This window comes from Corallococcus sp. CA053C, from assembly GCF_003611675.1.
Lineage (GTDB): Bacteria > Myxococcota > Myxococcia > Myxococcales > Myxococcaceae > Corallococcus.
Map to the genome: position 1 here is coordinate 25,994 of NZ_RAWA01000001.1, position 22,891 is coordinate 48,884.

The following is a 22,891-nucleotide window of genomic DNA, read 5'->3' on the forward strand; positions in this document are numbered from 1 at the left end:
GTCGTTGAAAACAGTTGTGCCCGAGGCACCATGACGACCGGACCCCATCCGCTCGACCCGCATCCCATGCCGGGCCAGCCCCGCGTCGGCTTCCTCAAGGCCTTCGTGAAGCAGCCCAACATCGAGGTGGGCGACTACACCTATTACGACGACCCACGTGGGCCCGAGGGCTTCGTCGAGCGCTGCGTCCAGCACCATTACGACTTCATTGGCGACCGGCTCGTCATCGGGCGCTTCTGCGCGATCGCGACCGGCACGACGTTCATCATGAATGGCGCCAACCACGCCATGACGGGGTTCTCGACCTACCCGTTCAACATCTTCGGGCGGGGCTGGGAGCAGGGCTTCGACCTGGCCACGATCCGGGCCGGGTTCCGGGGCGACACGGTCGTGGGCAACGACGTCTGGATCGGTCAGGAGGCCACAATCATGCCGGGCGTGCGCATTGGCGATGGGGCGATCGTGGCCGCCCAATCCGTGGTGACCGCGAACGTGGCCCCTTACGCGATCGTGGGCGGCAACCCGGCGCGGGAGATCCGCCGCCGCTTCCCCGAGCACGTCATCGCCGAGCTCCTCGCGATCCGCTGGTGGGACTGGGACGCCGAGAAGCTCACCCGCAACCTCGACGCCATCCGGGGCGCGGACCTGGACGCGCTGAAGCGCGCGACCTGAATCACTCGGGCTGGTAGACGTGCGCGACGGTGCCCTTCTCGAACCGCGGGGTGCTGACCAGGCGCAGGTTCATCGGCTTCTCGCGCACCGGGAACAGCCGGAGCCCGCTTCCCAGCGCCACCGGGTGGATGACGAGCCGGTACAACGAGCACGGGTTGCTGGAGCGTCACCAGGTGTACCAGCGCGCCCGCGCCCGTCACCCCGAGCGCTGGAGCCGCAACACGCGCGACTGGACACCCGCGGGCCCCGTGCGCCTCAACCCCTCACCGGAAGTGCAGGAGTTGAAGCGCATCGGCTGACCTCTCTCACGCGACATCTACCTTGACGCTCACCGCCGGCCCGCGCAGGTCGTCAACGATACGTTCGCCTGCTCCTACTTGCGGATGCAGCCAGATTTATCAGTGATTGCCTTTGGACAGGCGACCTGCTTGAAGCTCATGGTAGGATTGTCCGCGTTCATGAACCAGTCGAATCGCCAATTGCAGCCCGCCCTCAATTGAGACGGCAGCTGGCTACATTCAGTTCGACTGGCGATGCCGCCGTATCTGGCACCCCAACCATCGGCTGGAGCACCCCACTGACTCGTACAGGCGTTGAAAATGCCCACACCCCCGCCAGGGACTAGCAGGTCGAAATGGTTCTGACCCAAATCCCCTCCCGTATTGACCGCCTGAACCACCATCTTCTTGCCCTTCACGGGCCCGCTGGTGAATGTCAATTCGTAACAGGCGCAGCTCCAGGTGGCTTCTGACCCGCCAGCCACATTCACTGCGGCAAACCCATACGCCAGAGTCGAATTAACAGCCCACGGCTGATTGTTGTTACACGCGTAGGCAGTACCACCATTCGCACCGCTTTGCGCATCCTGACTGACTACGGTGACACCATCCTTGGCGCAAGCTTTGACCGGACTGGTAACCGAGGCTTTCCCAGGCCACGAAGCGCTTCCTTTGGCACAATCCCAGTATCGGGTCGTTTTGCCCGTTTGTTGAGCCTCAGCCTCGTTGCCGATGCCGAGCAGGAGCGCGAACGCAGTCACTACAGCCAGCGCTTGTCGAAGGGAGCCTCTGTGACGAGTATTTCTCATCGTCGCAGCGTGGCCGTGACAGCACGCGAGTGTCAAGGAGCAACGCTGCCCCACGCTTCACACCTCGTGCGTACCCGGCAATGCGCTGTTCGGCACGGCCACCTCGCACCCGTTGAACCTAGAGCAGGAGGGCGCTGGCATGCTGCCAGACCTCAATCGCCAGCCCCGATGACGAGAACGACCCGCAGCGCGATCTCGTACTTGCCCTCGCGCTCTGAATTGTCGGTCTTCACCTCTCCCGCCATGCGCGCCGCCCGGCGCGGGTTCGATTCCCGCGGCCTCCACTGTTTTGCGCTGTGTTCAAAGTCCCGCACGTGCACTGCCAGCTGGGCGCGAGCTTCGGCACCGAGCACGTCGCGTCCGGCAGCATCGACAGCGGCGAGTACGTGGAGCCATGGCCAATACCCCACCCGCGAGGGTGCGGACCCGGATGAGGGCGGCGGAGGTGGGCTTCAGGCCCAGAGCGCCTGCTCAAGCGAGTCCAGCATTGCGAGCCCCACCTCGGCGGAGGGAAGGCCGGCGTCGGCGGTGAGCTCCGCGTCGAGCGGCACGGCCACCTCCGCGCGCAGCACGGCCACCGCCTGCCGCCGGGCCTTGTGAAGCGCCGCCTGGTCCTCCACGGACAGCCTGGGAGCGGCCCAGCCGGCAATGTCCCAGGACAGGCCCGCGTGCCGCGTCTCGTCCTCCGCGATGCGCGACATGGCCTTGCGGATCTCCGGGTCGCGCGCGTGCAGGGCCTGGTGGTGTGCCAGCAGTGCGCCATACGTCTCCCGCACGCAGCCCTCCACGGCGTTGTCGAGCAGCACTTCGGTCAAGGGCCGCAATGGCAGCTCCGCCACGGACGGCGCGGGAGGGACGGCGCCAAAGCGGAGGGTCAACCGTCGGGTGACGTCGGTATGCCGCACCTCGTCCACCGCGCTGGCGAGCGCCGCATCCTGCAAGGCCACGTCCGCGCCATGCAGCTTCAGTTCGTCGTGCAGACGGAGGAAGGCGTGGATGGAGGCAGCCTCCAGGCGGGCGGCCTCCGCGAAGTAGCGGCCCCGAGGATCCTCACAGGCACCGGACCGGGCGTCCTGAAGCCCCACGGGTCTTCGGCCCACGTAGCAGGTTTCGTCGCCGTACTTGAGGACGGTGGGTTCATATTTGACCAGCTCCCCCGAGGATGTGATTCGCAGGGCCTGCTGGTACAGATTTGATCCCTTCCCACAGGCAACACCCTGGGAGACCCGCACCGTGAAGCCGTCGTCGGGGTTGACCCCGACCCGCGGCGGAAAATCACCGCCACTGCTGCACACGTCGTAGCCGGATGCGAACGCCAGGAGGACGGCCTCCTGCTCGGTATCGATGGTGCCAAGCAATTGCTGGAGCGCTTCTGTCGTTGCGTAGGTCCTGACCTCGTCGCCGCGCGTGGTCACCACGTAATAGGACGAACACCCAGAATTGCAATGGCGACGAAAGCCTTCCTCGCCGCCGTCCTGCGTCCGGAGCGCTTGCTGACAGGCCGCCTTGTCGGAGGCTGTCTCGCACGCGGTTCCGGAGGTGGACGTGGGCTGGAATCCGGGGCTCCGCGTCGTCTTCAAGCGCGCTCGCACTGCCCCTCCGCGGGTTCGGGGTTGCGTCGTGTCCGGGACCCACTCCGCGACGAAGGAATACTGTCGCAGCTCGACGAAGTCCGGGGCAGGCATCAGCGAAAGCCTGTCAACCGGGGGGACGCGCCAGAGGGGAAGCGAGACGCCATTCAGCGCAAGCGAGTCCTCGCATTGAATCTGGCGGTAGGTCGTCGCAAGTGGCGCCGTCGGGGCGGGGCGATGGGTGTCAGGCTTCACGGACCGCTCACCCTGACATCCGGCGAGCACCAGCGGCGTGGCGAGGGATGCCTTCAGGACCCTGGAGAACAGTTGACGCAATCGCTGTGCGGTCATGAGCGGCTCATGCGGAAGGGGCACAAGGCCCAGGAGCCATGACGCTACCAGCGGCGGCCCCCTCCGCCAACGTGAGTGATTGCGGGACGCGAAGGCCCCCCGACGCCGCTGTTCAAGGTTCCTCCAGGCCCACCTTCGCGGCCACCTCTTCCAAGACATCGCGGGGAAGGCGGAGGGCCGTGACGAACTCCTGCCGGAGGGCCTCGGGGACTGGCGGCTCGCGCGTGTCGAGCGCCAAGAGCACACGCTCCGTCCACGCGACGAAGGCAAGCCCCTGCCGTGCCAGGGAGCGGGCGAAGGGGAGGAATGCCACTTCGACACGGGGCGTGAGGGGTTTGTCCGAGGGGCCCCGGTCCTCCAGGCTCAGGACCTCTCCGTGGCGCCAGAGCCGCAGATGGGATTCCTCCCAGGGCTGGGCGCCCGTATCCTCCGCGCCATCGAGCAGCGCCTTCAGCGCGAAGAACCAGCTCCAGGTCATCCAGAACTCATCCACCGAGCCGTCATCGCTGAAGGGCTGGCCTCCGACATCGATGAAGAAGCCCCCTGGAAGCTGCAACAGCTCACGCGCGGGTGACGCAGATACATGTCCACGGCTTCGGCTTCCAATCCCTCCAGGAATTCGAGCGGCACCCAGTCCGGACCCATGCGCACGCGGAACTCCACTTGGAAGGGTGAGGACGCCATTTCGGGGAGCGTAGCGCATCCGTCCGCCGCCAGTTCCCGGTTGGGAGCAGTTCGGCGCGGTGTCCAGCAGCGGCATCGCGCTCGCGAACCCGAACACGGCGCGCCGGTAGCCTTCGCGCGGAAGGGAGTCCGGGCTCCTCGTCGAGAGGAACCCGGACTCCAGAGGACTCAGGGCGCCGGGAAGTGATCGAAGAAGGGGTCCAGCGTGCGCGTGCCATCCGCCTGGTTCGTACCGGCCGTCAGCCACGGGGGCACGACGCCCCCCAGCACCGCCGGGACGTTCATGGGCTGGCGTCGCGGGTCCTGGAAGCGGGGACCCGTGCCCGCGCTCAGCGCCCCCAACCGGAGTCCCGGCAGCGGCGCGGTGGACGTGTGGCAAGACAGACAGAAGGCATTGCTGCTGGTGTCCGGTCGCGGCTGCGTGGCCTGGAGCACGGGCAACGCCATCATCCCCGCGCGCAGGCAGCGGGCGGAGAGACTGGCCGAGGCCTGGGGGTTCTTGTGGACACGGTCGATGCAGAGGTGTTCGCCGTACTGCGCCGGGTAGTCCAGCGGCTCCACATAGGTCCCCAGCCGCATCTGCTCGCAGAAGGAGGAACGGGTCCCCGGATATTGGCTTGAGCGCCAGCGAAGCGCGTCCAGCGCCGGATGCCATTGCTCATACTTGCGGAAGGACAGGTCCACCGACGTCCCGAGCGCCTCGTTGCAGATGAGCTCCTCCACCCAGGGCAGCCGCTGATCCTGCGGCGACATCGCGAAGATGCGCAGCTCATCCACCCAGCCGTAGAAGGGCAGCCGCGCCTGCCCCCGGACGAAGTCCGGGCCCGGGTCGCCCAACGTCATCCACGTCCAGCCATTCATCGAATTGAACATCGGGTCGAACCCCAGGTCCCCCGGGGCGACCGTCAGCGTCGAGTGCCGCGTCCCATTGATGTAGAACGCGAGCGTGCGCTGGCCCGCCTCGGTGTAGATCTTCATGCCGAAATGGAAATAGCGGCCAACCTCCACCAGCTCCCCCAGGTTGACGGTGGACGTGGTTCCCGTGCTGCCGTTGTACACAGCGAGTTCATGCCACGCAAAACCGCTGGAATCCCTCGCCCGGACCAGCCCGACCCATGAGTTGTCGGAGAAGTAGAAGATGGTGCGCGGCACGCTGCGCACGACCGAGCCTCCGGGCTGGAGCGTGACTTCCTGGCGTGAGTCCAGCCAGATGCCGAAAACCCAGTCGCGCCGGGACGGGTCGACGGGGTAGCCCATGTCCATGAAGTCATTGATACCGTCCAGCCAGACGCCCTTCCCGCTCACCCCTCCAAGCGCCACGGGTTCGATGCGCGCGCCGCCCCGCAACCGCACCGAGGTGGGAGGCTGGGGGCCGTCCGTGCCGAACACCGGGCTGCCCGTGGCGGCGTTCTGCGCCAGCGGGTTGCGCTTGAAACGGAAGTCGGCGACGCCGCCGCCGCGCACGTAGGCCCCGGCGTCACGGACGGGCACGAAGCCGTCCTGGGGAAACGTCTCCGCGCGCCACGGCCCGTAGGGTGACACATCCATGCGCATGGCCGCGTTCATGTGGGCCACCACGAAGGCGCGCTTGTTGAGGTAGTCGTCGAAGGCCACCTGGGAGTTGCGCTGGGTGTTGGACTGCACGTTCCACACCACGTCGAAGGGCAGCGTGGGCCGCATCGCATCGAAGTGGTTGAGCTGGTTCTCGAAGGAGAAGATCTGCGAGCTGCCCCGGGGCGTCAGCGGCACGTCCGCGCCCGCGTAGAGGCGTAGATCATAGGTTCGCTGGTAGCGATCCTCGCCGTTGCCGCCCAGGTCGGAGATGCTCAGTCCGTTGTCCAGGATGACGGCCTTGCCGTGCGTCCACGCCCCCAGCACGGTGACGGCCTGCGCGGGTGCGCGGTCCGGGTTGAACTTCGCCCGGTCCGCGTCGTTGACGGGCGCGCCCCACAGCTGCTCCACGAAGCTCGCGGGGGAGTACCGGTCGACGTTGAGGACCTGCCGCGCGTAGTAGCCATCGTGTGGGTGGTTCTTCGCCGCGAAGAACAGGTTCTTGCCCTCGCGGTCCATCCACGCGTAGGCGCCCTGGTTCCTCATGCCGAAGGGGATGTTGTTTCCCAGCGTGTCCCGGAAGGGGCGCGGCTGCCCGCTGACGACCTGGGACCTGGCCATTTCGTACCGGGTGTTCACCGCGGGGTCCATGGGCATCATGCTGATGGGCTTGAAGTGACTCCAGCCCGCCGCGCGGCAGACCTGGTCGGAGGACGCGTAGTAGAGGCCGTTCATGTTGATGATGAGCAGCCGTCCGTCGCCGCTCGTCGCAGGCTCGAAGAGGGCGTACGGCTTCTCGTTGGTCCCCCACCCCGTGTTGCCATTCCAGGTGCTTCCGTTGCCAATGACCGCGTCCTCGTCGTCCTCGACCTTGAAGGAGGACTGGTAGCTCTGCCGATCAAAGAACTGGCACCACTTGGGCGCAGAGGCGGACGTATTGCGGAGGTACACGGGCGTGGGAAGCGGCCATACCTGCACCGGGACGTAGCACTGGAAGCCGGGGTTCGTGGTGAACAGGCGCGGCCAGTCGATGGTGTCCGGCGTCCCGGGGTAGCTGTACGCGGAGTTCGCGTTCATGTCCCCCCAGGGCGAGTCGTGGATGTTGAAGGGGCGGAACGGCGGCAGGTCCCAGGTGGGCAGCGACTTGACCTCGCCCTCCGGGTTGCGCGGATAGACCCAGAGCCCCGAGCCGGCGACGCCTCCCGCCACGGAGTCCCCCGCGGTCACGGACTTGGGGGTGCGCATGAAGACGGTGAGGTCCACCGACCGCAGCTCCCAGCGGTTCCCCGTGGACGCCACCATTCCGTAGACGAGGGACATCTCGTAACAGTCACCGGACACGAAGGGCGAGCCCACGTCATAGCGGGCCCTGCACGCCACGGGGTTGCGCCCGTGGCTGCCCATCTGCACGGCGGTCATCGAGTCCTCGCACGTGGTGCTGTGAAGCGCGTCGGGGAAGTCGCCGTTGTTCTTCGCGCTCAGCCCCGTGGCCATCGGGTTGAAGTAGGTGAAGGGGTGGAGCGACGCGGGGCTCAGCGGCTGCACGAACCGGTTGCCCTTGCTGGCGAAGTCGTAACGGAAATCCTGGCCGAGCAGCTCGGGACGGAATGAATACAACACCGACCCTTCCGTGCAGCCCCGACACCCCCCACGCACGAACAGCCGGCCGTCGTTGGTACCACGGTTGAACGGCAGGACCTGGATGGCATTGGCGGCGTCACTGACCTCGGGTGTCCGGGCAGGACTCCAGCCGTTGTCGTAATCATTGGGGGGAAAGGGCTGCATCACCCCGGACAACGTGGAGGGCTGGAGCGACAGCGGAGCGGAGGAAGACGCGCGGTAGGGCCGGGACGCCGGCGACAGCTCCCGGAAGATGCTGGGCCGCTGGGGGTTCGCTTCGTTGAAACAATTGTCAATGACACCGTAGCCAGCGCTGGAGCAGGGCCCGGTGCCCACCATCGCCACCTCGGAGAACCAGGTGGGGACATCCAGCCGCTGAGCCTGCGACCCGGGAGGATTCGTGGGCTGTGTTTCAGGAAGAGGTGCCCGTGAGTCGCAAGCAAGGCCAAGAGCGAGGAGGAAGACGACGAGGGACGGCCAGGGCGCACGGGGTACGGGTTTCAGGAGCATGGGCGGTTGTAGCAACGCACCCACACCCAGGGTCAACCCCGGGCAGCGCGAACCCAGCCGGTCCGGTGGGGGATTCGCCGCGGGGGGCTCCGATGTGTATCGGGACCATTGAGTCATCGCCCATGCCGAGGCGGGCCTCGAGCCGGTGGCCTGTGAACGCGGCGGAGCGGCTCCGCATGCCGGAGATGAAGGACGCGCCTGGCGTGTCTCGCTCGACCCGAAGTCCCTTCGTCCCAGAATCGCCTTCGCGGCGCTCTTCATGACCTGAAAGCCCTGGCCGGCGATCCTGACGAGATCGCCGGCCAGGGCTTCTCCATCACGGCTCCTTCGGAAGCAGCCTACTGGCACGACGCCGGATACGACGGGGTGACGACGGGCTGCCCCGCCTGCGTGATGGTCAGGACGGTGCCCTCCGTCGCGCCAGTCACGGCCTTCGCCGTGGCGGTGAAGCCAGTCGTTCCGTTCAACGTGACCTTGTAGATGAACCGGCAGCCTCCCACCCAGGACGCGTCCGGCACCGCTGCACGGGTGCCATTCGGGCACCCCTCCGGCACGAAGCCGATCAGCGGCAGGTTGGTGGAATACTGGTCCCTCTCCGCGAAGTACGACTGCTCCACCACATAGATGTAGCCCATGTTGGACCGGGCCTCCCGCAGCTGGGCTTCGCACGTGAAGGATTGCGGCGACTGGCACTCCGCGGAGTCCACGTAGCGGCGCACCCCCTGGCGCTCCAGCCAGAAGAGGCGACCGGAGACGGGGTGGGTGCCAATCTGGAGCGTGATGCCCGCGGACGCCGTCCCCGCCACTCCCTGCGCCACCGCCGTGAAGCCCGGCGAGGGATGCGGCGTGATGCCCGTGACCTTGTAGGAGAAGTTGCACCCGGACACCCAGCCCGCTCCCGGCACGGGGGCTCGGCTGCCGTTCGGACACGCCGCGGGCGCGAAACCGGCACTGGTGAGGTTCAGCGTGAAGACATCATGCTCTCCGAAATATCCAGATTCCGCGGCGTAGAGCGACCGCATCTCGCGGATGGCCTCGCATTCCACCGTGCCGCAGTCCACCGGCGTCCCCACGTCCGCCCAGGCGGTCGCGGACACTCCTGCCACTCCCATGCACACCACGGCCAGCCACTGCTTCAGGTTCTGCTTCATGAGGCGTGAGCTCCTTCTCGGGAAAAATTCGCGCGTTGGACACGCGCCCCCTGTCACCAGTTCCATTCACCGGTACAGGTCCTCCGCTCCCGCCCTGGGTTGTGACGGCGTGAACCGGGTTCGGAGGCTGGAGGTTGGAACGCTCCGACCCGCGCGCGGAGTCTTGATTCGGCCGCACCGCCAGGAGATGCTCCCCGGCAGGGTCTTCTCCACGCGACAGGATTTTATCATGCCCACACTGGCAGAGCTTCCCAAGGCACAGAAGAAAATCAACTGCGTCTGGATTGGGAACGGTCCCATCAACTACCTGTCAGCGTTCAACATCCTCAGCTGGATCGCGTGCGGCTGGACCGTCACCATCTACAAGCACCCCGCCCCCGTGGAGGGTGCCTCCGTGAGCTCGCTGTTCCCCATGGATGCCCGTCCGGCGTTCTACCATATTGGCGAGGGTGACCTCTCCGTCGTTTCCCTCGCCGCCACGCTCGAACCCGAAACTCCGGTCATGCCAAATGCCCGGACCATGCTGCGGAAGTGGATTGCTCAGATTGGCGTCGGTTACACCAGCTACGCCATCGGTGACCTGACCAAGTCCTTCATCGCGGGGACGCGTGTGGGCATCGTGCTGGACCTGAAGATTGGACCCAGCAAATGGATCCACACCTATCCCGCGGATCGCTTCCTTGACAGCTTCATCAGCTTTTCCCGCGCGGGTGCCGGTGGCGTGGAAAACCAATGCCTGGGCAGCTTTCTGCTTGCCGCTTCTAACAAGTACGGTAGCAACTTCGACCAGGGCGTGAACTTCCGCCTGGGCGGCGCCACCTTCGCCGGGAAGAACGAGGCAGAGGCGGTCTTCGGCTCCATCACGGGGATGCACCAGAACGCGTTCAACAAACTGCGGTTTGGCCCCGGGGCCAGAGGGACGGACGTCAGGACGTTGAACAGCGAGGCCACGTCGTTCACGGAACTTCGTGGCGTGAACAACTCGGGTCCGTTCCGTGTCTACCAGACCCCTGGTTATTTCAATTGGAAGCAGGGGGAGTATCCGGAACTGAAGAAGGCCAACGAAGTGCTTGTCGCCAACACGCTGCGGGATGACCACGGCTTTGGGGGGTTCGGGGCCGCGCCCGCGCCGTTGGAGACCAACGGCTTCTACTACATGGTCATCCAACCCATGGCCCGTAAAGCCATCAACTCCCTCGACCCGGGGTGATCGAGCGTACCGGGTAGCGCAGGTGGGTCACGCCGACGCCCGCGGTCACCGTCGGGTTGCCAAGGACGGCTGGCGTACCGGTGAGGTGGTCAAAGAGTCGAACTCCGGAGCCCAGAAGAACCGCCGCGATGTCGATGTGGAGTTCGTCGAGGAGGCCCGCATTCAGGCACTGCTGGATGGTGTCAGCGCCATGGACCCCCACGGCCTTCCCGGCGGCAGCGGCCTTGGCCTGGTTCACGGCGCTTTCGATGCCGTCGGTCACGAAGTGGACCGTCGAGTCGGGTCGCGGCCATCCGGCGGGGATGTGGTGGGTCAGGACGAATGCGGGTCCCCACGCGTGATTTCCGCCCCAGCCCTGGGCGACGTCGAAAGTGCGTCGGCCGGTGAGCACGGCACCCAGTTCGGACCAGAGACCGCGCAGGTGCTCGGCGCTCGGACCGGACACCTTGAACGTCATGGGGTCCGCCCCTCCGGTGGGGAATTCGACGTCCCCCGAGGTGAAGTACCAGTCGAACACTTCGGCCACGCCATCGTTGCGGTCAGCGACGTAGCCGTCGAGCGACATGGACATGATTGCGACAACCTTCGACATGGCGAGGTTCCTTTCGAGGGGCGGAGACTGCGTTCAGCGGTATGCGGGGCTCAAGGTTCGCTCAAGGTTGCTCCAGGCCCACCTTCGAGGCGACCTCTTCCAAGACATCGCGGGGAAGGCGGAGGGCCGTGACGAACTCCTCCCAGGGCTGGGCGCCCGTCTCCTCCGCGCCATCGAGCAGCGCCTTCAGCGCGAAGAACCAGCTCCAGGTCATCCAGAACTCATCCACCGAGCCGTCATCGCTGAAGGGCTGGCCTCCGACATCGATGAAGAAGCCACCCTGGAAGCTGCAACAGCTCACGGGCGGGTGACGCAGATACATATCCACGGCTTCGGCTTCCAATCCCTCCAGGGATTCGAGCGGCACCCAGTCCGGACCGATGCGCACGCGGAACTCCGCCTGGAAGGGTGAGGGAGCCATGTCGGGGAGCGTAGCGCATCCCGTCCGCCGCCACGCGCGAACGGAACCTCGGGGCACCCAGACGGTCTCCCGCGGAACCCGATGGCCCTGCTCATGGGGTGGTGCCCGACAGCCAGTCCGATCGCCTGGAGCGCGCTCGAGCATCACCACCGTCGGCGAACGGTCGCCTTGGGGCCGGTCACCAGGCTCGCCGCAGGCACGTCGTCGACGACGACCGCCCCGGCCGCGACCACGGCGTCACGCCCGATACGGACCCCGGGCATGATCGTCGCGCCCGCGCCGATCCACACGTTGTCCGCCACGTCGATGGGTGCGCCCGTGAGGTACAGCCGCCGCTCGCCCGGGTCGACCGGATGGCTGACGGTGATGAATGTGGCCTTCGGGCCGACCATCACCCCTTTGCCCAGCCGAATGCCGGCGTAGTCGAGGAACGTGCAGCCCTGATTGATGAACACGCGCTCGGAAAGCTCCAGATGAAGGCCGTGGTCCGTGTAGAAGGGCGGATAGATCGTCACCCTTCCCGGGAGCGGTCGGCCCAGGATCTGCTCGAACAGCGCTGCCTTGCCCGCCTCGTCGTCGAAAGGCAGGACGTTGAGGCGCGACGTCAGCTCGGTGACCCGCAGCACCCTCTGGCTCATCGCCGTGAACTCGGGGCTGAGAACCCTCTCCCCGATCGCCTGGGACTCGGGGCTGTGGATGCGCATGAGACGGTCAATGGGCATTCCACGAGCTTCGCGCCCTCCCCCCACGCACGTCCAGCGGTGCCTACCCAAGACCCGGTCGCTGCGTCATCGGTGCGTCAAGGACACCTTGCGCCGTGCATCCAGGCAACGGCGCGAACGCCGAACGGCATGGCGAATCCGCACCGGACTCCCCATGCCGCCCGAACTGGATCGCGACGTCGAGCAAGCGCACCCAATCCGCGCCTTACAGCACCCACGAATGACTGCCCATGAGGTGGTCAGTGGCGACGCACCTCCATGAGGCCCCTCTCCTGTCAGAACATCATCAGGCAACTGATGCCCACATCGACAAGCTCTGAGATGGCGCCAGGCGGACTGGACGTAGGCGGGATGTTGCTGATCGCGACAGGCGCAGACCACTGGTTGTAAAGCGGATCGGATGACGAGATGTAATACAGGTCCCCGCTCGTGCCACTCTGGTAGAAGCAGTAGAGCTGAGTCCCGCTGCCGTTGTCATACGAAACAAAGGCGATGTTTGTCGGAGAGCTTCCAACATCGATGACGTATTCGGTCGTGCTCGGCGTGTATGCCACCATGCAGATATAGTTTCCGGTGGTGTACGCCACGTAGACGTTGCCTGAGTACGTGCACGCCGCTGGCGAGGTATATGTGCTGTACGTCCCATACACACCCGTCAGGGCAGTGATGTTCACCTCGGTATCTGCTCCCCACCCAGAACTGGTGTTGCGCACCGAGCAGTACAGCTTGCCGTTGTCGTTCGCAGCCGCATGAAAGACGTAGAGATTATCGCCCAAAACCGTTGTCGCGGGTGAGCTCCACAGGGCTCTATCGGGCATCGGGCCCGAGGGATCCCAGCTCGCTCCACCATCGTAGGATTGGAGGTAGCAAAGTGCATTGCCAGGCTGCTGGAAGAACACGTAGAGCGAACCGTCGAATGCGACGGGACTGGGTGAGGCAGTCATACCTCCACCGCCCAGCAGGATGACCGGCGAAGACCAGCCGTTCTGGCCGTACGTGACATAATACAGTGCCCCGGAATTGCCTGCCCCTTGGTAGAAGCAATAGATCAGATTGTTGTAGGCCATGAGGCCCGGTGACTGAGAGAGCGTGCTCGGAGCCCCGGTCATATACGGTCCGCTCAGACTCCCGCCGGAACTTTGCGGCGCGAGCAGAGCATAGAAGAGTTGGCCGTCGGTTCCGGGACCCTGCATCATGCAAATGAGCTGGGAGTTCAGCACAGCCAGGGACGGAGCGACTGATAGCGCAGTGCCCTTGACCCAAAGCGGTGTGCTCCAGGTGCTTCCGTCCGATGAACTGACATAATAGAACATGTCGTCATTCCCGCCCCCCTCGTAGAGCACGTAGAGGATGCCGTTCACGACGGTGGCGCCCGGCACATTGGACATGGACACACTCGTTATCTGCTTGTCGCCGGCCCAGTTTCCCGCCGTATCCAGGACGTTGTACCAGAGCTGGCCATCAACCGATCCCCCTTGGTGAAAGACATAGAGTTCGTCCTGGCCGGTGGAAGGATTGGTGAACACCGCGGTCGCAGGGGATGTTGACATCCCGACGTTGGGCACCTGGGTGCTGCTGCTCCAAGAGCCAGAGCTTCCGTCGCTCGACTTCGTATACCAAAGGCTCCCGTCGTTATCAGCCCCCTGGTAGAAGACATAGAGCTCACCGTTGAAGACGACCGCGGAGGGGCAGTCGGACATGACCGGACCCGTGCCGATCTGCCAGTAAAAGCTCTGGCCCATGATGCAGTAGAACAGCGTACCGTTCGGCCCGTTGAGCCCCGTGGCTTGCACGCCCTGCCAGAAGACATACACCTGGCCATTGAAGGTCACTGCACCGGCTCCGGTGGCGGTTTCAGCGACCTTTACTTCCGTCTGACCCGACCACGCAGTCCCATTCCAGGTGTTGTAGAACAGGTATTGGGTATCCGATGGCGCGCTTGGATAGAACACGTAGGTCAGGCCGTTGCATGACGCTACCGCTGGCGGATTGTTCGCAATGCCGTTGACCTCGAACGCCGTCCATAACGGTTGCCAGATCAGCGATGAATCCGCCGCTTTTTCTCCAACAGCAATAAGCAGGCTCTTGCCATCTTCCGCGGGTGAAAAGACTGCCATGATTCCGTCTGTAACGATATCTACCATGGTGTTCTCCTTGCTTGGAATGGCGCATCGCGCCGGTGAACGGCGTCGCCTCTCAAAGAGCGACGTCGCCGTCTCAACAGGCACAGCCTGCTGAAATTCGTGAATGACAAGGGGCCTCTGTCAGCCTCTCCAGCCCCTCCCTGTCATTGGCATGCAGGTGGGTGGGTGTTGGCGCGCAGGGGAGCGAGGAGAGCAACCCAGGAATCTGGGTCACTCCAACGACACGCAAGTTTTTTTATCATGCGTCTCCCCGTGAAGCTTCCCGCACCGTGAGTCATTCTCTAACAAGTAATAAAAACCAATGCAAGTGACGACCGGGTGGATCCAGCAACAGGAGGGATTGGACTGGAATAATCCACCGCGCCAGACGGACGGAACGCTGGTACTCCAGGGTTCGAACGCCTGCATGGCTCCATGACACAGCGCCCCCGGACAATGACTAATCGGAATTACTGTGAAATGAATGGGTGACAGCCCTTGGTCTCAGGAGGCCGCGACACACAAAAAATACATGCACATACGTATCTTCACAAAGAATACTCATGCACCTGAAAATAGGCGCGTACACATAAAAATGGGTGCGGCTGTGAGGGTGGAGGGGCCGAGGAGGACTGCGGACGGGTGCAGCCCGGGCAGTGCGCGGGGCCTCCACACCGAGGGCAGGCGAACACATTCAGCGCGAAGTTCCTGCGCACCCTCCCTGGACGCCGTGGCCTCGCGCACGGGGCGACGGCTTCTTCCTTCAGCCCAAGCCGAGCGGCACCAGGCGGGTGGCCAGCGGCCGCCATGGACGCGTACCTCGCGGTGCCCACCCCGGCGAACTTCGATGGGCTGGTGCGCACCCTGGCCCTGGAGCAGGCCACCTCCATGCAGACGGCCCTCCAGGCCAGCCGGGACCGGCTCGCCGCGGATCCCAATGCGCTGCTTGGAATGCAGACCGTCGCACGGCAGACCCAGACGCTGGCCAACTACGTCCTGGCGTCCACGCAGCTCCCCCTCATGCCGGAGCGCTTCGACACCCTGCGGCCCTTCGCGCAGGCCGTGGATCCGTCGTGGGCCCAGGTCTCCTTCGAACAGCTCACGCAGGACCCGGCGCTCTATCAGCGACTCCTCAAGGACCTCGATACGGCGAGGGGGCCGCTCTCCGGCAGCGGCCCGCTGCTGCCCCAGGGCCCCAACCCGGAGCTCGCCTCGGCGCTCCAGGACTTCCGCCCCACCATGGATGTGCTCATGGGGCCACCCCACGCGGCCGGGGTTGCCCTGTCGGAGTCCGTGAAGCGGGCCGGGGAGCAGCTCGATTACGCGCGCAAGCAGTACCCGGAGCTGGCGGCGCTGGACCTCGGCACGCTGCTCGGAACGCGGGACGCCTCCCAGGTCGTCGCGACGCTGGATGCCCGGCTGGCGGAGGTGGACAGCCTCGTCGGCGCGCTGCGCACGGGGACCCCGGGAGCCTCGGACCTCTTCCCCATCGCCATGCTCGCGGCGCAGTTGGTGGGTTCGGAGCTGGTGGCCCACCCGAGCACGGCCAACCTCCAGGCCTTCGATGCGGCCTTCCAGAGTGTCCAGACGATCCAGCAGGCCCGCGTCGACGAGCAGCGCGTCGACCTGGCGCTCAAGGCGGTCAACCTGATCGCGGGCGCCGGCGCCTTCTTCGCGAGCGGCGGCCTGTCGATCCTCTTCTACGGCGCGTCCCTGGTGACGAACGTCGCGCAGGGCAAGCGACTGGTGGACCAGTACCAGGGCGCGCAGCAGCTCTCGCAGTACAACGCGGGAGGCATCCTGGACATGTCCGGCGTGAAGCGTCCGAGCGAGTCCGCCTTCGCGCTCGACATGGCGTTCACCGTGGCGTCGACGAAGCGTTCCAGAGACAGGGGATCGCCAGCCAGATGATTGGCCAGTCCTTCGACTGGGCGAAGAAACAGGGGGTCGACTTCATCACGGGGAACTTCTCGGACGAAGGAATGGCCGCGGTGCGCGCCTACTGCGAGCGCAACAACATCCCCTTCTTCTCGGTGTCCTACGCGCCACGGTTGACGCTCATCTACATCGGCGACCTGCCCGTTCCTCCCTGAGGGCTCGGCAGCTCCGACGGCACCGTCCGCGTCTGGTCGCTCCACTCGCCTGAGTGCCTCGCCGTCCACGACGTCGGTCACGCCGACCTCGAAGGCCTGCTGCTGCACGACGGCGCCATCTACGTGACCTGCCGGAGCGAGCTCGTGGTGATTCCCCTGCCTGCGTGAGCGTCTCGTTACCGAGATGCGTCAGGAAGGTGCTCGAGAACCTGCTTCGCACGCGCCCTGGGCGCACCTTCGACCTCGAGCACCTCCACCTTGAAGGCGTAGGAATCATCCAGGAAGCCACGGAAAAGCCCGGCCATCCCTCGCGGGCGCCGGGCTTTTCATGATGAGACCCTGGCCCGAAAGGCCTAGCAGGTCTTGTTGTAGAGCGCGATGCAGTTGTCCTTGAACTGCTGGTAGCTGCACTTGCCGTTCTGCTGACAGGTCGCCCAGCCGTTGTAGCGCGGGTCCTTACAGTACAAGAGCGTGACCCAGCATCCGGCCCCCATCGCGGAGACATCGCCGCTCGAGTCCTGCATCGACGCCAGCGGTTCTTCAGAGCTCATGGGGCCGAAGTCCAGGTTGATGCCCTGACCGGACTCGGTCGTCACCGTCTGCACCGTGTCCGACGAGGCGTCCTCCGCACCACATCCCATGAGAGGAACCGCGACCAGCATGAGCCCCAGGAGAAGCTTCTTCATTGTTGTTCTTTCTCCCTCAGTGAAATCAAAACGCCTGAGGGCGCGTCGCCACGTGGATGGACGGCATCCACACCCGACATCCTAGAATAAATACCAAAACGACATAAACGAGAAATACCCCAAATGTAAGCAAGAGCACGAACCTGCCTGGCCGCGACCTCGCAAGCCGACGGGCTCTGCACGAAAGAATGCAAAAGAACTCCCTGGGGCCCTTCCCTGGAGGAACGGCGGGCCGCACCGCCGCAACCCGCTTCCGCCAGGAGCCTCCATGTTCCGGATTCCGTCCCTGTGTCTCTGCCTGTTCGCCTCGCTCGCCATCGCCGACGATTCCTCCTCGAAGCCCGCGAAGCTCACCGTGGCCCAGAAGAACGGCTGGGCCGCCTACGACAAGGAGCTGAAGGTGAAGGAGGACGCGGTCAACAAGGCCTGCGGGTCGGCCTTGAAGAGCAGCTTCGACAAGGCGAGCTACCCCGCCTTCGACCCGCTGAAGGACCGGACCCAGGGCGCATGCAAGGCAGCCGTGGGCACCCTGGTCGCGGTCTGCGGCACCATGGATGGCAAGGCGGCGGTGAAGGAGGCCGTCACCCAGACGGTCTGCCGCCTGTCGACGGACGGAACCCGGGTCTCACTCGACGCGGGCGTGCTGACCGTCCACATCGACCCGGAGAAGAGCTCCATCGTGGGCAAGCAGGCCGGGAGCTACAGCTGGAAGAGCGCCCTCGAGGAAGTGCTGTAGCCCCGCCTGTCAGGCAGGGCCGGGACTCGGCGGAGGAGCAGAAGGTGGGCCGAGGCCCCCGTCCCAGCGGAGGCAGATGCCTAGCTTCTTCAGGAGCAGGTCCAAAGGTGTGCCTCCTTCAGCTGGTGCAAGGGTCGCGTGGGCGGCCTCCCGTCAATGGCTGAGCAACTGGCACCGACGGAGGGATCGCGATGCCAGGAAGACTGAGGTTGGGCGCGAACGGCCAGGACGTGGTCCTGCTGCAATCGCGGCTGAATGGGTTGCCGAGCGTGCTGCCCCTGCTGGCGGTGGATGGCGACTTCGGCCCCAAGACCTTGCGGCGCGTCAAGGAGTTCCAGGCCGCGATGCTTGCCGATGGCGTGGTCGACCCTGGCACGTGGTCGAAGCTGCTGGATGGCGAGCGGGCTCCACGCGAAACCCTCCAGGTCGAAGGACGCCACCTGCGTGATCCGCAGGGCCACAGGATCATCCTGCGGGGCATCAACCTGCCGCTGCTGGACGACTGGACCTTCCCGCCAGACAGCAAGCTGGCCGACCTTGAACAGACCGGCGCGAACGCCGTCCGGATTCAATGGTACATCGACTACCCCCAACGCAATCGTCCGGCGTATACCAGCGCGGATCTGGATGCCTTCCTGACCCAGTGCAAGTCGAATCGCATGATTCCAATCCTGGGTCTATGGGATGCCACCTGCAACTCCGAACCAACGGTGGTGAATACAAGGTTGATCCCCTGGTGGACCTCGGATGAGGTTGTCAGCATCCTCAACAAGCATCGACAATACCTGATCATCAACCTGGCGAACGAGCTGGGGTTCTATCGCTGGAAGGTGGCCCCCCCGGCCGCGCTGGACGAGTTCAAGGACGCCTACAAGACAGCGATCACGAGCATTCGCGAGAAGTTGCACATGCCGGTGATGATCGATGCGCCGGATTGTGGCACTTCAATCGACGCGTGGGTCACGATCGGACAGGAGTTGATCGACCACGATCCCGACCACAACCTGCTCTTGAGCGTCCACTCCTACTGGGCGGCCCACGATGGAATGCCGCACATCGAGAGCGCCGTCGCAGCCAACCTGCCAATCGTCTTCGGTGAAGTCGCCAACAAGCAGGACGAGGAGGTCGAGGGAAAGACGCAGCATTGCTTCTATGATCTCGATGGCCTCGGGCAGAACCAGCCGCCACAGTTCGGATTCACCTACCAGGACCTGCTGCGGACACTCAAGACGCATGACATCGGGTGGCTTGCATGGAGCTGGTGGCCGGATGGCTGCCAAAGCCGGAACATGGGCCTGTATACGCCGGGTTCCAGTCAATTCAAGGGCCTGAGCGAGCCTTTCGGCGACGACATCGTGAACAACCCTGACCATGGCTTGAAGGTGGACGCCGAGCGGTCCTCGGTCTTCAACCAGGGCGTAGACATCAGCAACTCAGCCAACAGCATCACCACCGCCGAGGGCGGCACCCGCCATGATCCGGAAGAGCTTGCACCGGACCGGCAGGTCGATCTGGTCACCTGGAAGGATGCGCGCAACGCGGATCGCACGCTGCATCTGGGCGCCTACCTCTACCAATACGATTTCAGCTTCAATGACGGTCAACAGGTCATAACCCGCAGCGCCAACGATGATGCCTTTGGCCATCCGGGCTTTGGCTATGTCGTCTCGCACAACAACCAGAACGGCAATTCGCCTCTGGGCAAGGTCGTTCCGCCGACCCGCGTGGAGACGACCGTCTTCCTGGGCGGACACCATGCCATCCATCGCGTTGAGCTCGTGTACGACCGAAGCCGCGAGGACGGTGGCTTTGGAATCCAGATCCCCGTGGTGATTGAATGGTTCGTGGCGACCGGCCGCGACCACCCCGTGTGGGCAGTGACCTGGAAGATGGGCTTGACCGCCAACCCGCAGAACCGTGATTTCGACAAGTTCCGAATGGATGTGCGCGGTCCGTATGGCTCGCTCAATTTCGATGGTGCGGCCAGCCGGAACCAGGGCGACGCGATTGGCGGCGTTGCGTGGGGGGATTTCGGGCTGAAATTCACGACCACCGATGCGCAACTGACCTTGAGATCGCAATGGACCTACAACACCCCCAACGCGGTGTGCTTCACGCAGGCGTGGACAGCCAACGAAAACGCGGAGATGGGGATCGTGCAGACGCGGGTCGCAGACAAGGAAATGGGCAACCCGGATCGGGTCGTGGGGCGGGAACGGGGTCACACGTCGGCAGAGGACTTTCCGGACAGAGGCAATTGCACCCTCCTCGGATCCGACAACCGCCACTACTCCCTGCCTTGCATCAGCGGTTGGCCCTACCAGTTGATGAATTTTGATTGGGACCCGGGTTCCAGCAAGCCGGCTGCCGAGGCGACCGGCACCAAGCTGATCGCCTGGGGCTCGCCGTATGGCTGGCTTGGAGCTCCCGCATTCGATGTGTTCGATGGGTCCGCCAGCGCCGACGGCCGTGATGATCGGTCATATGCGACCTTCATCGTCCTGGGGCCCCGATTCCGTTTTGCCCCGGAGGGTGATCCGGCGGGGGACGTGGCCACCACCCTCAAGGAGGTCGAGGCGCTCAATGCCGCGACCCTCGGCGATGTCCTGTCCGGTTCACTGGTCACGGAGCTGGCGCGGGGGCCTGGCGCAAGCCACCTCAAGAGCCTCACCCAGGGCTACAATGACACCTATGCCGCCTACTACCTGCGCGCAAGCGACAACCAGGTGGCCTTCTCGTTCACGCCAGCCATTGACACGGTGGTGAAGAACCCCATTTTCGTGGTTCAGGACTACACCACCCAGGAACTGCCAGACATCACCGTCGATGGCAATCCGCTCAGCGTGAACAGTGGCGCGGACGCAGGCGCTTTTGTCTCCCTCAATCCCGCCACCCACGAATTGTGGGTGACCCTGAACGCAACGATTCAAGGCCCGACGGGCATCCAGATCAGGGCTTGAAGCGCGCGCCGGGCGGGTCCTCCTGCTCGCGGGGCACGAGCGTGACGGGGAAGCGGTAGCGCTGGTCCTCCGGAGCCTGCGCCCCGCGGTCCTGGCGCTCGCCGACCTTCCGTGTCCACTCGTCGGGCCGGTGGCCGCCCCCAAACGCCGAGGCGAGCACGCGGTCGACGTCCGCGGGGTCCTTCACATCGAAGCGGATCCCCTCGAAGCGGACCGGGCCCTCGAACAGGAAGGCGAAGTCCCGGCAGTACTGCGAGTAGCTCGCCTCCCAGCGCAGCCTCAGGTCCGCCCCCGAGCGCTCCAGCACCGTCAGCCGGTTGTCCTGCAGGCTCGGCGCGTCGTTGCCGTACCACGCATCCCAGTCACCTTCCGGTCCCACCACCAGCGTCGACCACTCGGCGAGGCTCGGATGCCGCCCTCCGTTCGCCGCGGCGACCGGGAGGGTGCTCGCGTAGGGCTCCGGCACGCCATCCTCGCCGGAGCTCTCTTCCGCGTGGATTTCCAGCGAGTACATCACCGTGGCGCGGTCGGGCTGGTAGCGGTACTCGCGGGCCTCGAGGTCCGGGACCCACGTGCTGACGTGGACGTCGAGGCGCGAGGATTCAATCGCATGCCCATGCCCGGCCAGGACGAGCGGCCTGTCGGGAGTGGGCGCGTCCGCGGGGACCTTCTCGAGGGCCTCGGGATGGCGCCAGGGGTCATCCGGATCATCCGGAGCGTCCCCGGCGGGCGCGGGGTCCACCGCGGCGTCCGGAAGCGGCGTGAGCTGCGCGAGGAACGCGCTGAAGGACGGCGCGCACTCCCGCGCGACGAAGAGGTCCTCGGTCTCCGTCGGTGCATCGCTGTCGAAGAACCAGATGGTTCCCCGAGGCGAGTCCGGCCGGTCCGCGAGCTGCAGGCCGAAGCGGTTGATGGCGCCGTACTGGCGCGCGAAGACCACCACGTCGGAGGGGAGGTGCTCGTTCCCGTACTCGAGTCCGAACCGGTCCTCGGCGCGCAGCCCGAGGAGCTCATCGATCCGCACCTCCCGGTCCAGTCCGTCGCGGAACCCGGCGGTGCAATTTCCCAGGAGCGCGCCGTTGAACCGGACGAGGAGCTCCCGGAAGTCAGCGGGCAGGGGGTGCGGAAGGCCACGCTCGAACTGCTCCAGCTGCTCCGGCGTGAGCTCCGGAGCGCAGGGGGCATGCTGGATGCGCGAAGCGAGGCCGGGGGGCAGGAAGTGCAGTGGCATCACCCCCCCTCCTCTAACATCGGCGGCGCTCGCGGTGTCCGACGTTCAGCGCCCCGCCCGGGCAGGGCCGCTACCGCGCCAAGGCCCAGGCCAATTCCTACCACGACCCCTGACCTATTTCACGCCCAGAGTGTGTCTTTACCGAACCCCGTGGAAATCCCTTAGACTGGCATTTCAACGAATGAGCAACACGCCCGGGCCGAAATCATTCATGTGCATTGGAACTTCCTGAATTGCTCGTCTTGATTTGCAGTTGAATCGAGTGCGGTGTTAGTAAGGCATTGGCTTCGGCCAACCCCGTACCCACACCTCAGGAGAAGTCCATGACGAGCAACGCGAAGCGTTTCCTGGCGGTCTCGCTGCTGTCCCTCACTCCGTCGATCGCGCTCGCCGGGCAGATCGAGTCCGGCTTCCCCGACTTCCTCTCCACGCGTGACGAGTACGTCAGCGTCCGTGAGGGGGCGGTCCAGCTTCCCACGCGGAAGGGGGAGTCGGTACAGTCCATTGGCCCCGCCCTGGAGAACCTCTTCGTCCTCAACCAGACCGGCGTCAACATCTCCCTGGGCCTCCAGGTGGTGACGGGGACGTTCAACGGCGTGTTCAATCCCTACCCTGTGCCCACCGCCAACTATGGCGGGTTCCAGGTCAGCGCCCCCGCTCCCGCCCCGCTGATCGCGCAGCAGTACTACTGGACGGTCGACCCGGCGAACCCGGCCGGCACGAAGACGTGCGTCTGGCGGGTGGAGGTCAGCGACGTTGCCGGGACCTGCTCGGCGCAGGTCTTCTTCGGCACCTACGGCGGCGCCGTCTGCACCGTCGACGCGGCCCAGTCCTTCATCGACCCGACCACGTGCCAGACGCAGATCGTCACCGTCATCCAGTGAGCTGAGCCTCGCTGACAGCCCCCCTGGGCCCCTGTT

20 protein-coding genes and 1 pseudogene are annotated in these 22,891 nt (G+C 65.1%); 8 read left to right on the forward strand and 13 right to left on the reverse strand.

Annotation, left to right across the window (positions count from 1 at the left end; translation table 11 throughout):
* Window positions 1-30 precede the first annotated feature (30 nt).
* Window positions 31-672 carry a CatB-related O-acetyltransferase gene (locus tag D7V97_RS00115; protein ID WP_120608516.1) on the forward strand — a complete coding sequence of 214 codons (642 nt, stop codon included), beginning with the start codon at window positions 31-33 and terminating at the stop codon, window positions 670-672.
* Window position 673: 1 nt separating this feature from the next.
* On the opposite strand, the gene D7V97_RS44440 is transcribed toward D7V97_RS00115, so the two are convergent.
* Window positions 674-817, reverse strand: a complete 144-nt coding sequence (locus D7V97_RS44440) for a hypothetical protein (protein WP_158623231.1) — start codon at window positions 815-817, stop codon at window positions 674-676.
* Between the two features lie 10 nt (window positions 818-827).
* Between D7V97_RS44440 and D7V97_RS44445 the strand changes: the two are divergent.
* A pseudogene (locus D7V97_RS44445) lies at window positions 828-971 on the forward strand (hypothetical protein); the annotation flags it as partial.
* 74 nt (window positions 972-1,045) lie between these two features.
* Here the strand turns inward: D7V97_RS44445 and D7V97_RS00120 are convergent.
* The 6 genes from D7V97_RS00120 to D7V97_RS00140 all read right to left on the reverse strand — a co-directional run bounded on the left by D7V97_RS00120 (window position 1,046) and on the right by D7V97_RS00140 (window position 9,197).
* Window positions 1,046-1,711, reverse strand: coding sequence for a hypothetical protein (locus D7V97_RS00120; protein WP_158623233.1), 666 nt, complete (start codon window positions 1,709-1,711; stop codon window positions 1,046-1,048).
* Window positions 1,712-1,911: 200 nt separating this feature from the next.
* Window positions 1,912-2,112 carry a hypothetical protein gene (locus D7V97_RS43985; protein ID WP_147444613.1) on the reverse strand — a complete coding sequence of 67 codons (201 nt, stop codon included), beginning with the start codon at window positions 2,110-2,112 and terminating at the stop codon, window positions 1,912-1,914.
* 99 nt (window positions 2,113-2,211) lie between these two features.
* Window positions 2,212-3,177 (reverse strand): ferritin-like domain-containing protein, encoded by a 966-nt coding sequence (locus tag D7V97_RS00125; RefSeq protein ID WP_233582414.1) that lies wholly within the window; start codon window positions 3,175-3,177, stop codon window positions 2,212-2,214.
* Between the two features lie 616 nt (window positions 3,178-3,793).
* Entirely contained in the window at window positions 3,794-4,237 is a 444-nt protein-coding gene (locus tag D7V97_RS00130) for a hypothetical protein (protein ID WP_120608519.1), read from the reverse strand.
* 296 nt (window positions 4,238-4,533) lie between these two features.
* Window positions 4,534-7,881 (reverse strand): LamG domain-containing protein, encoded by a 3,348-nt coding sequence (locus tag D7V97_RS00135; RefSeq protein ID WP_147444614.1) that lies wholly within the window; start codon window positions 7,879-7,881, stop codon window positions 4,534-4,536.
* 503 nt (window positions 7,882-8,384) lie between these two features.
* On the reverse strand, window positions 8,385-9,197 hold the full coding sequence (locus D7V97_RS00140) for a hypothetical protein (RefSeq protein WP_120608521.1): 813 nt from the start codon (window positions 9,195-9,197) through the stop codon (window positions 8,385-8,387).
* A 229-nt stretch (window positions 9,198-9,426) separates the two neighbouring features.
* On the opposite strand from D7V97_RS00140, the gene D7V97_RS00145 reads away from it, so the two are divergent.
* Window positions 9,427-10,407: a hypothetical protein gene (locus D7V97_RS00145; protein ID WP_120608522.1), complete on the forward strand. Its 981-nt coding sequence runs from the start codon at window positions 9,427-9,429 to the stop codon at window positions 10,405-10,407.
* Here D7V97_RS00145 and D7V97_RS00150 read toward each other — a convergent pair.
* The 4 genes from D7V97_RS00150 to D7V97_RS00165 all read right to left on the reverse strand — a co-directional run bounded on the left by D7V97_RS00150 (window position 10,385) and on the right by D7V97_RS00165 (window position 14,286).
* The gene (locus D7V97_RS00150; RefSeq protein WP_120608523.1) at window positions 10,385-10,999 is read right to left on the reverse strand and encodes a dihydrofolate reductase family protein; all 615 of its coding nucleotides are present in this window, start codon (window positions 10,997-10,999) and stop codon (window positions 10,385-10,387) included. The two genes, D7V97_RS00145 and D7V97_RS00150, sit on opposite strands and share 23 nt — an antisense overlap.
* Window positions 11,000-11,060: 61 nt before the next feature.
* The gene (locus D7V97_RS00155; protein WP_120608524.1) at window positions 11,061-11,420 is read right to left on the reverse strand and encodes a hypothetical protein; all 360 of its coding nucleotides are present in this window, start codon (window positions 11,418-11,420) and stop codon (window positions 11,061-11,063) included.
* A gap of 143 nt (window positions 11,421-11,563) precedes the next feature.
* On the reverse strand, window positions 11,564-12,124 hold the full coding sequence (locus D7V97_RS00160; RefSeq protein WP_233582415.1) for a DapH/DapD/GlmU-related protein: 561 nt from the start codon (window positions 12,122-12,124) through the stop codon (window positions 11,564-11,566).
* A gap of 293 nt (window positions 12,125-12,417) precedes the next feature.
* Window positions 12,418-14,286, reverse strand: coding sequence for a hypothetical protein (locus D7V97_RS00165; protein WP_147444615.1), 1,869 nt, complete (start codon window positions 14,284-14,286; stop codon window positions 12,418-12,420).
* A gap of 786 nt (window positions 14,287-15,072) precedes the next feature.
* On the opposite strand from D7V97_RS00165, the gene D7V97_RS00170 reads away from it, so the two are divergent.
* Window positions 15,073-16,176: a hypothetical protein gene (locus D7V97_RS00170; protein WP_120608527.1), complete on the forward strand. Its 1,104-nt coding sequence runs from the start codon at window positions 15,073-15,075 to the stop codon at window positions 16,174-16,176.
* Window positions 16,173-16,358: a hypothetical protein gene (locus tag D7V97_RS00175; protein WP_120608528.1), complete on the forward strand. Its 186-nt coding sequence runs from the start codon at window positions 16,173-16,175 to the stop codon at window positions 16,356-16,358. Before D7V97_RS00170 ends, D7V97_RS00175 begins: the two co-directional genes overlap by 4 nt.
* Before the next feature lie 353 nt (window positions 16,359-16,711).
* On the opposite strand, the gene D7V97_RS00185 is transcribed toward D7V97_RS00175, so the two are convergent.
* Complete coding sequence (locus D7V97_RS00185) at window positions 16,712-17,044, reverse strand: hypothetical protein (protein ID WP_120608529.1); 333 nt, start codon at window positions 17,042-17,044, stop codon at window positions 16,712-16,714.
* A gap of 268 nt (window positions 17,045-17,312) precedes the next feature.
* On the opposite strand from D7V97_RS00185, the gene D7V97_RS00190 reads away from it, so the two are divergent.
* Both D7V97_RS00190 and D7V97_RS00195 read left to right on the forward strand, forming a co-directional pair.
* Window positions 17,313-17,780: a hypothetical protein gene (locus tag D7V97_RS00190; RefSeq protein WP_120608530.1), complete on the forward strand. Its 468-nt coding sequence runs from the start codon at window positions 17,313-17,315 to the stop codon at window positions 17,778-17,780.
* A 209-nt stretch (window positions 17,781-17,989) separates the two neighbouring features.
* On the forward strand, window positions 17,990-20,740 hold the full coding sequence (locus D7V97_RS00195; RefSeq protein WP_199728658.1) for a cellulase family glycosylhydrolase: 2,751 nt from the start codon (window positions 17,990-17,992) through the stop codon (window positions 20,738-20,740).
* On the opposite strand, the gene D7V97_RS00200 is transcribed toward D7V97_RS00195, so the two are convergent.
* Entirely contained in the window at window positions 20,730-21,971 is a 1,242-nt protein-coding gene (locus tag D7V97_RS00200; protein WP_120608532.1) for an SMI1/KNR4 family protein, read from the reverse strand. The two genes, D7V97_RS00195 and D7V97_RS00200, sit on opposite strands and share 11 nt — an antisense overlap.
* A 323-nt stretch (window positions 21,972-22,294) precedes the next feature.
* Between D7V97_RS00200 and D7V97_RS00205 the strand changes: the two genes are divergently transcribed.
* Window positions 22,295-22,855 carry a hypothetical protein gene (locus D7V97_RS00205; RefSeq protein ID WP_120608533.1) on the forward strand — a complete coding sequence of 187 codons (561 nt, stop codon included), beginning with the start codon at window positions 22,295-22,297 and terminating at the stop codon, window positions 22,853-22,855.
* Window positions 22,856-22,891 lie beyond the last annotated feature (36 nt).

Bases quoted from the DNA above. Each gene is read 5' to 3' on its own strand.
- D7V97_RS00155 (WP_120608524.1), bottom strand. From the start codon at position 11,420: ATGGCTCCCTCACCCTTCCAGGCGGAGTTCCGCGTGCGCATCGGTCCG.
- D7V97_RS00140 (WP_120608521.1), bottom strand. From the start codon at position 9,197: ATGAAGCAGAACCTGAAGCAGTGGCTGGCCGTGGTGTGCATGGGAGTG.
- D7V97_RS00115 (WP_120608516.1), top strand. From the start codon at position 31: ATGACGACCGGACCCCATCCGCTCGACCCGCATCCCATGCCGGGCCAG.
- D7V97_RS00190 (WP_120608530.1), top strand. From the start codon at position 17,313: ATGTTCCGGATTCCGTCCCTGTGTCTCTGCCTGTTCGCCTCGCTCGCC.
- D7V97_RS00160 (WP_233582415.1), bottom strand. From the start codon at position 12,124: ATGCGCATCCACAGCCCCGAGTCCCAGGCGATCGGGGAGAGGGTTCTC.
- D7V97_RS00175 (WP_120608528.1), top strand. From the start codon at position 16,173: ATGATTGGCCAGTCCTTCGACTGGGCGAAGAAACAGGGGGTCGACTTC.
- D7V97_RS00170 (WP_120608527.1), top strand. From the start codon at position 15,073: ATGGACGCGTACCTCGCGGTGCCCACCCCGGCGAACTTCGATGGGCTG.
- D7V97_RS00165 (WP_147444615.1), bottom strand. From the start codon at position 14,286: ATGGTAGATATCGTTACAGACGGAATCATGGCAGTCTTTTCACCCGCG.
- D7V97_RS00185 (WP_120608529.1), bottom strand. From the start codon at position 17,044: ATGAAGAAGCTTCTCCTGGGGCTCATGCTGGTCGCGGTTCCTCTCATG.
- D7V97_RS00150 (WP_120608523.1), bottom strand. From the start codon at position 10,999: ATGTCGAAGGTTGTCGCAATCATGTCCATGTCGCTCGACGGCTACGTC.
- D7V97_RS00200 (WP_120608532.1), bottom strand. From the start codon at position 21,971: ATGCCACTGCACTTCCTGCCCCCCGGCCTCGCTTCGCGCATCCAGCAT.
- D7V97_RS00205 (WP_120608533.1), top strand. From the start codon at position 22,295: ATGACGAGCAACGCGAAGCGTTTCCTGGCGGTCTCGCTGCTGTCCCTC.
- D7V97_RS00145 (WP_120608522.1), top strand. From the start codon at position 9,427: ATGCCCACACTGGCAGAGCTTCCCAAGGCACAGAAGAAAATCAACTGC.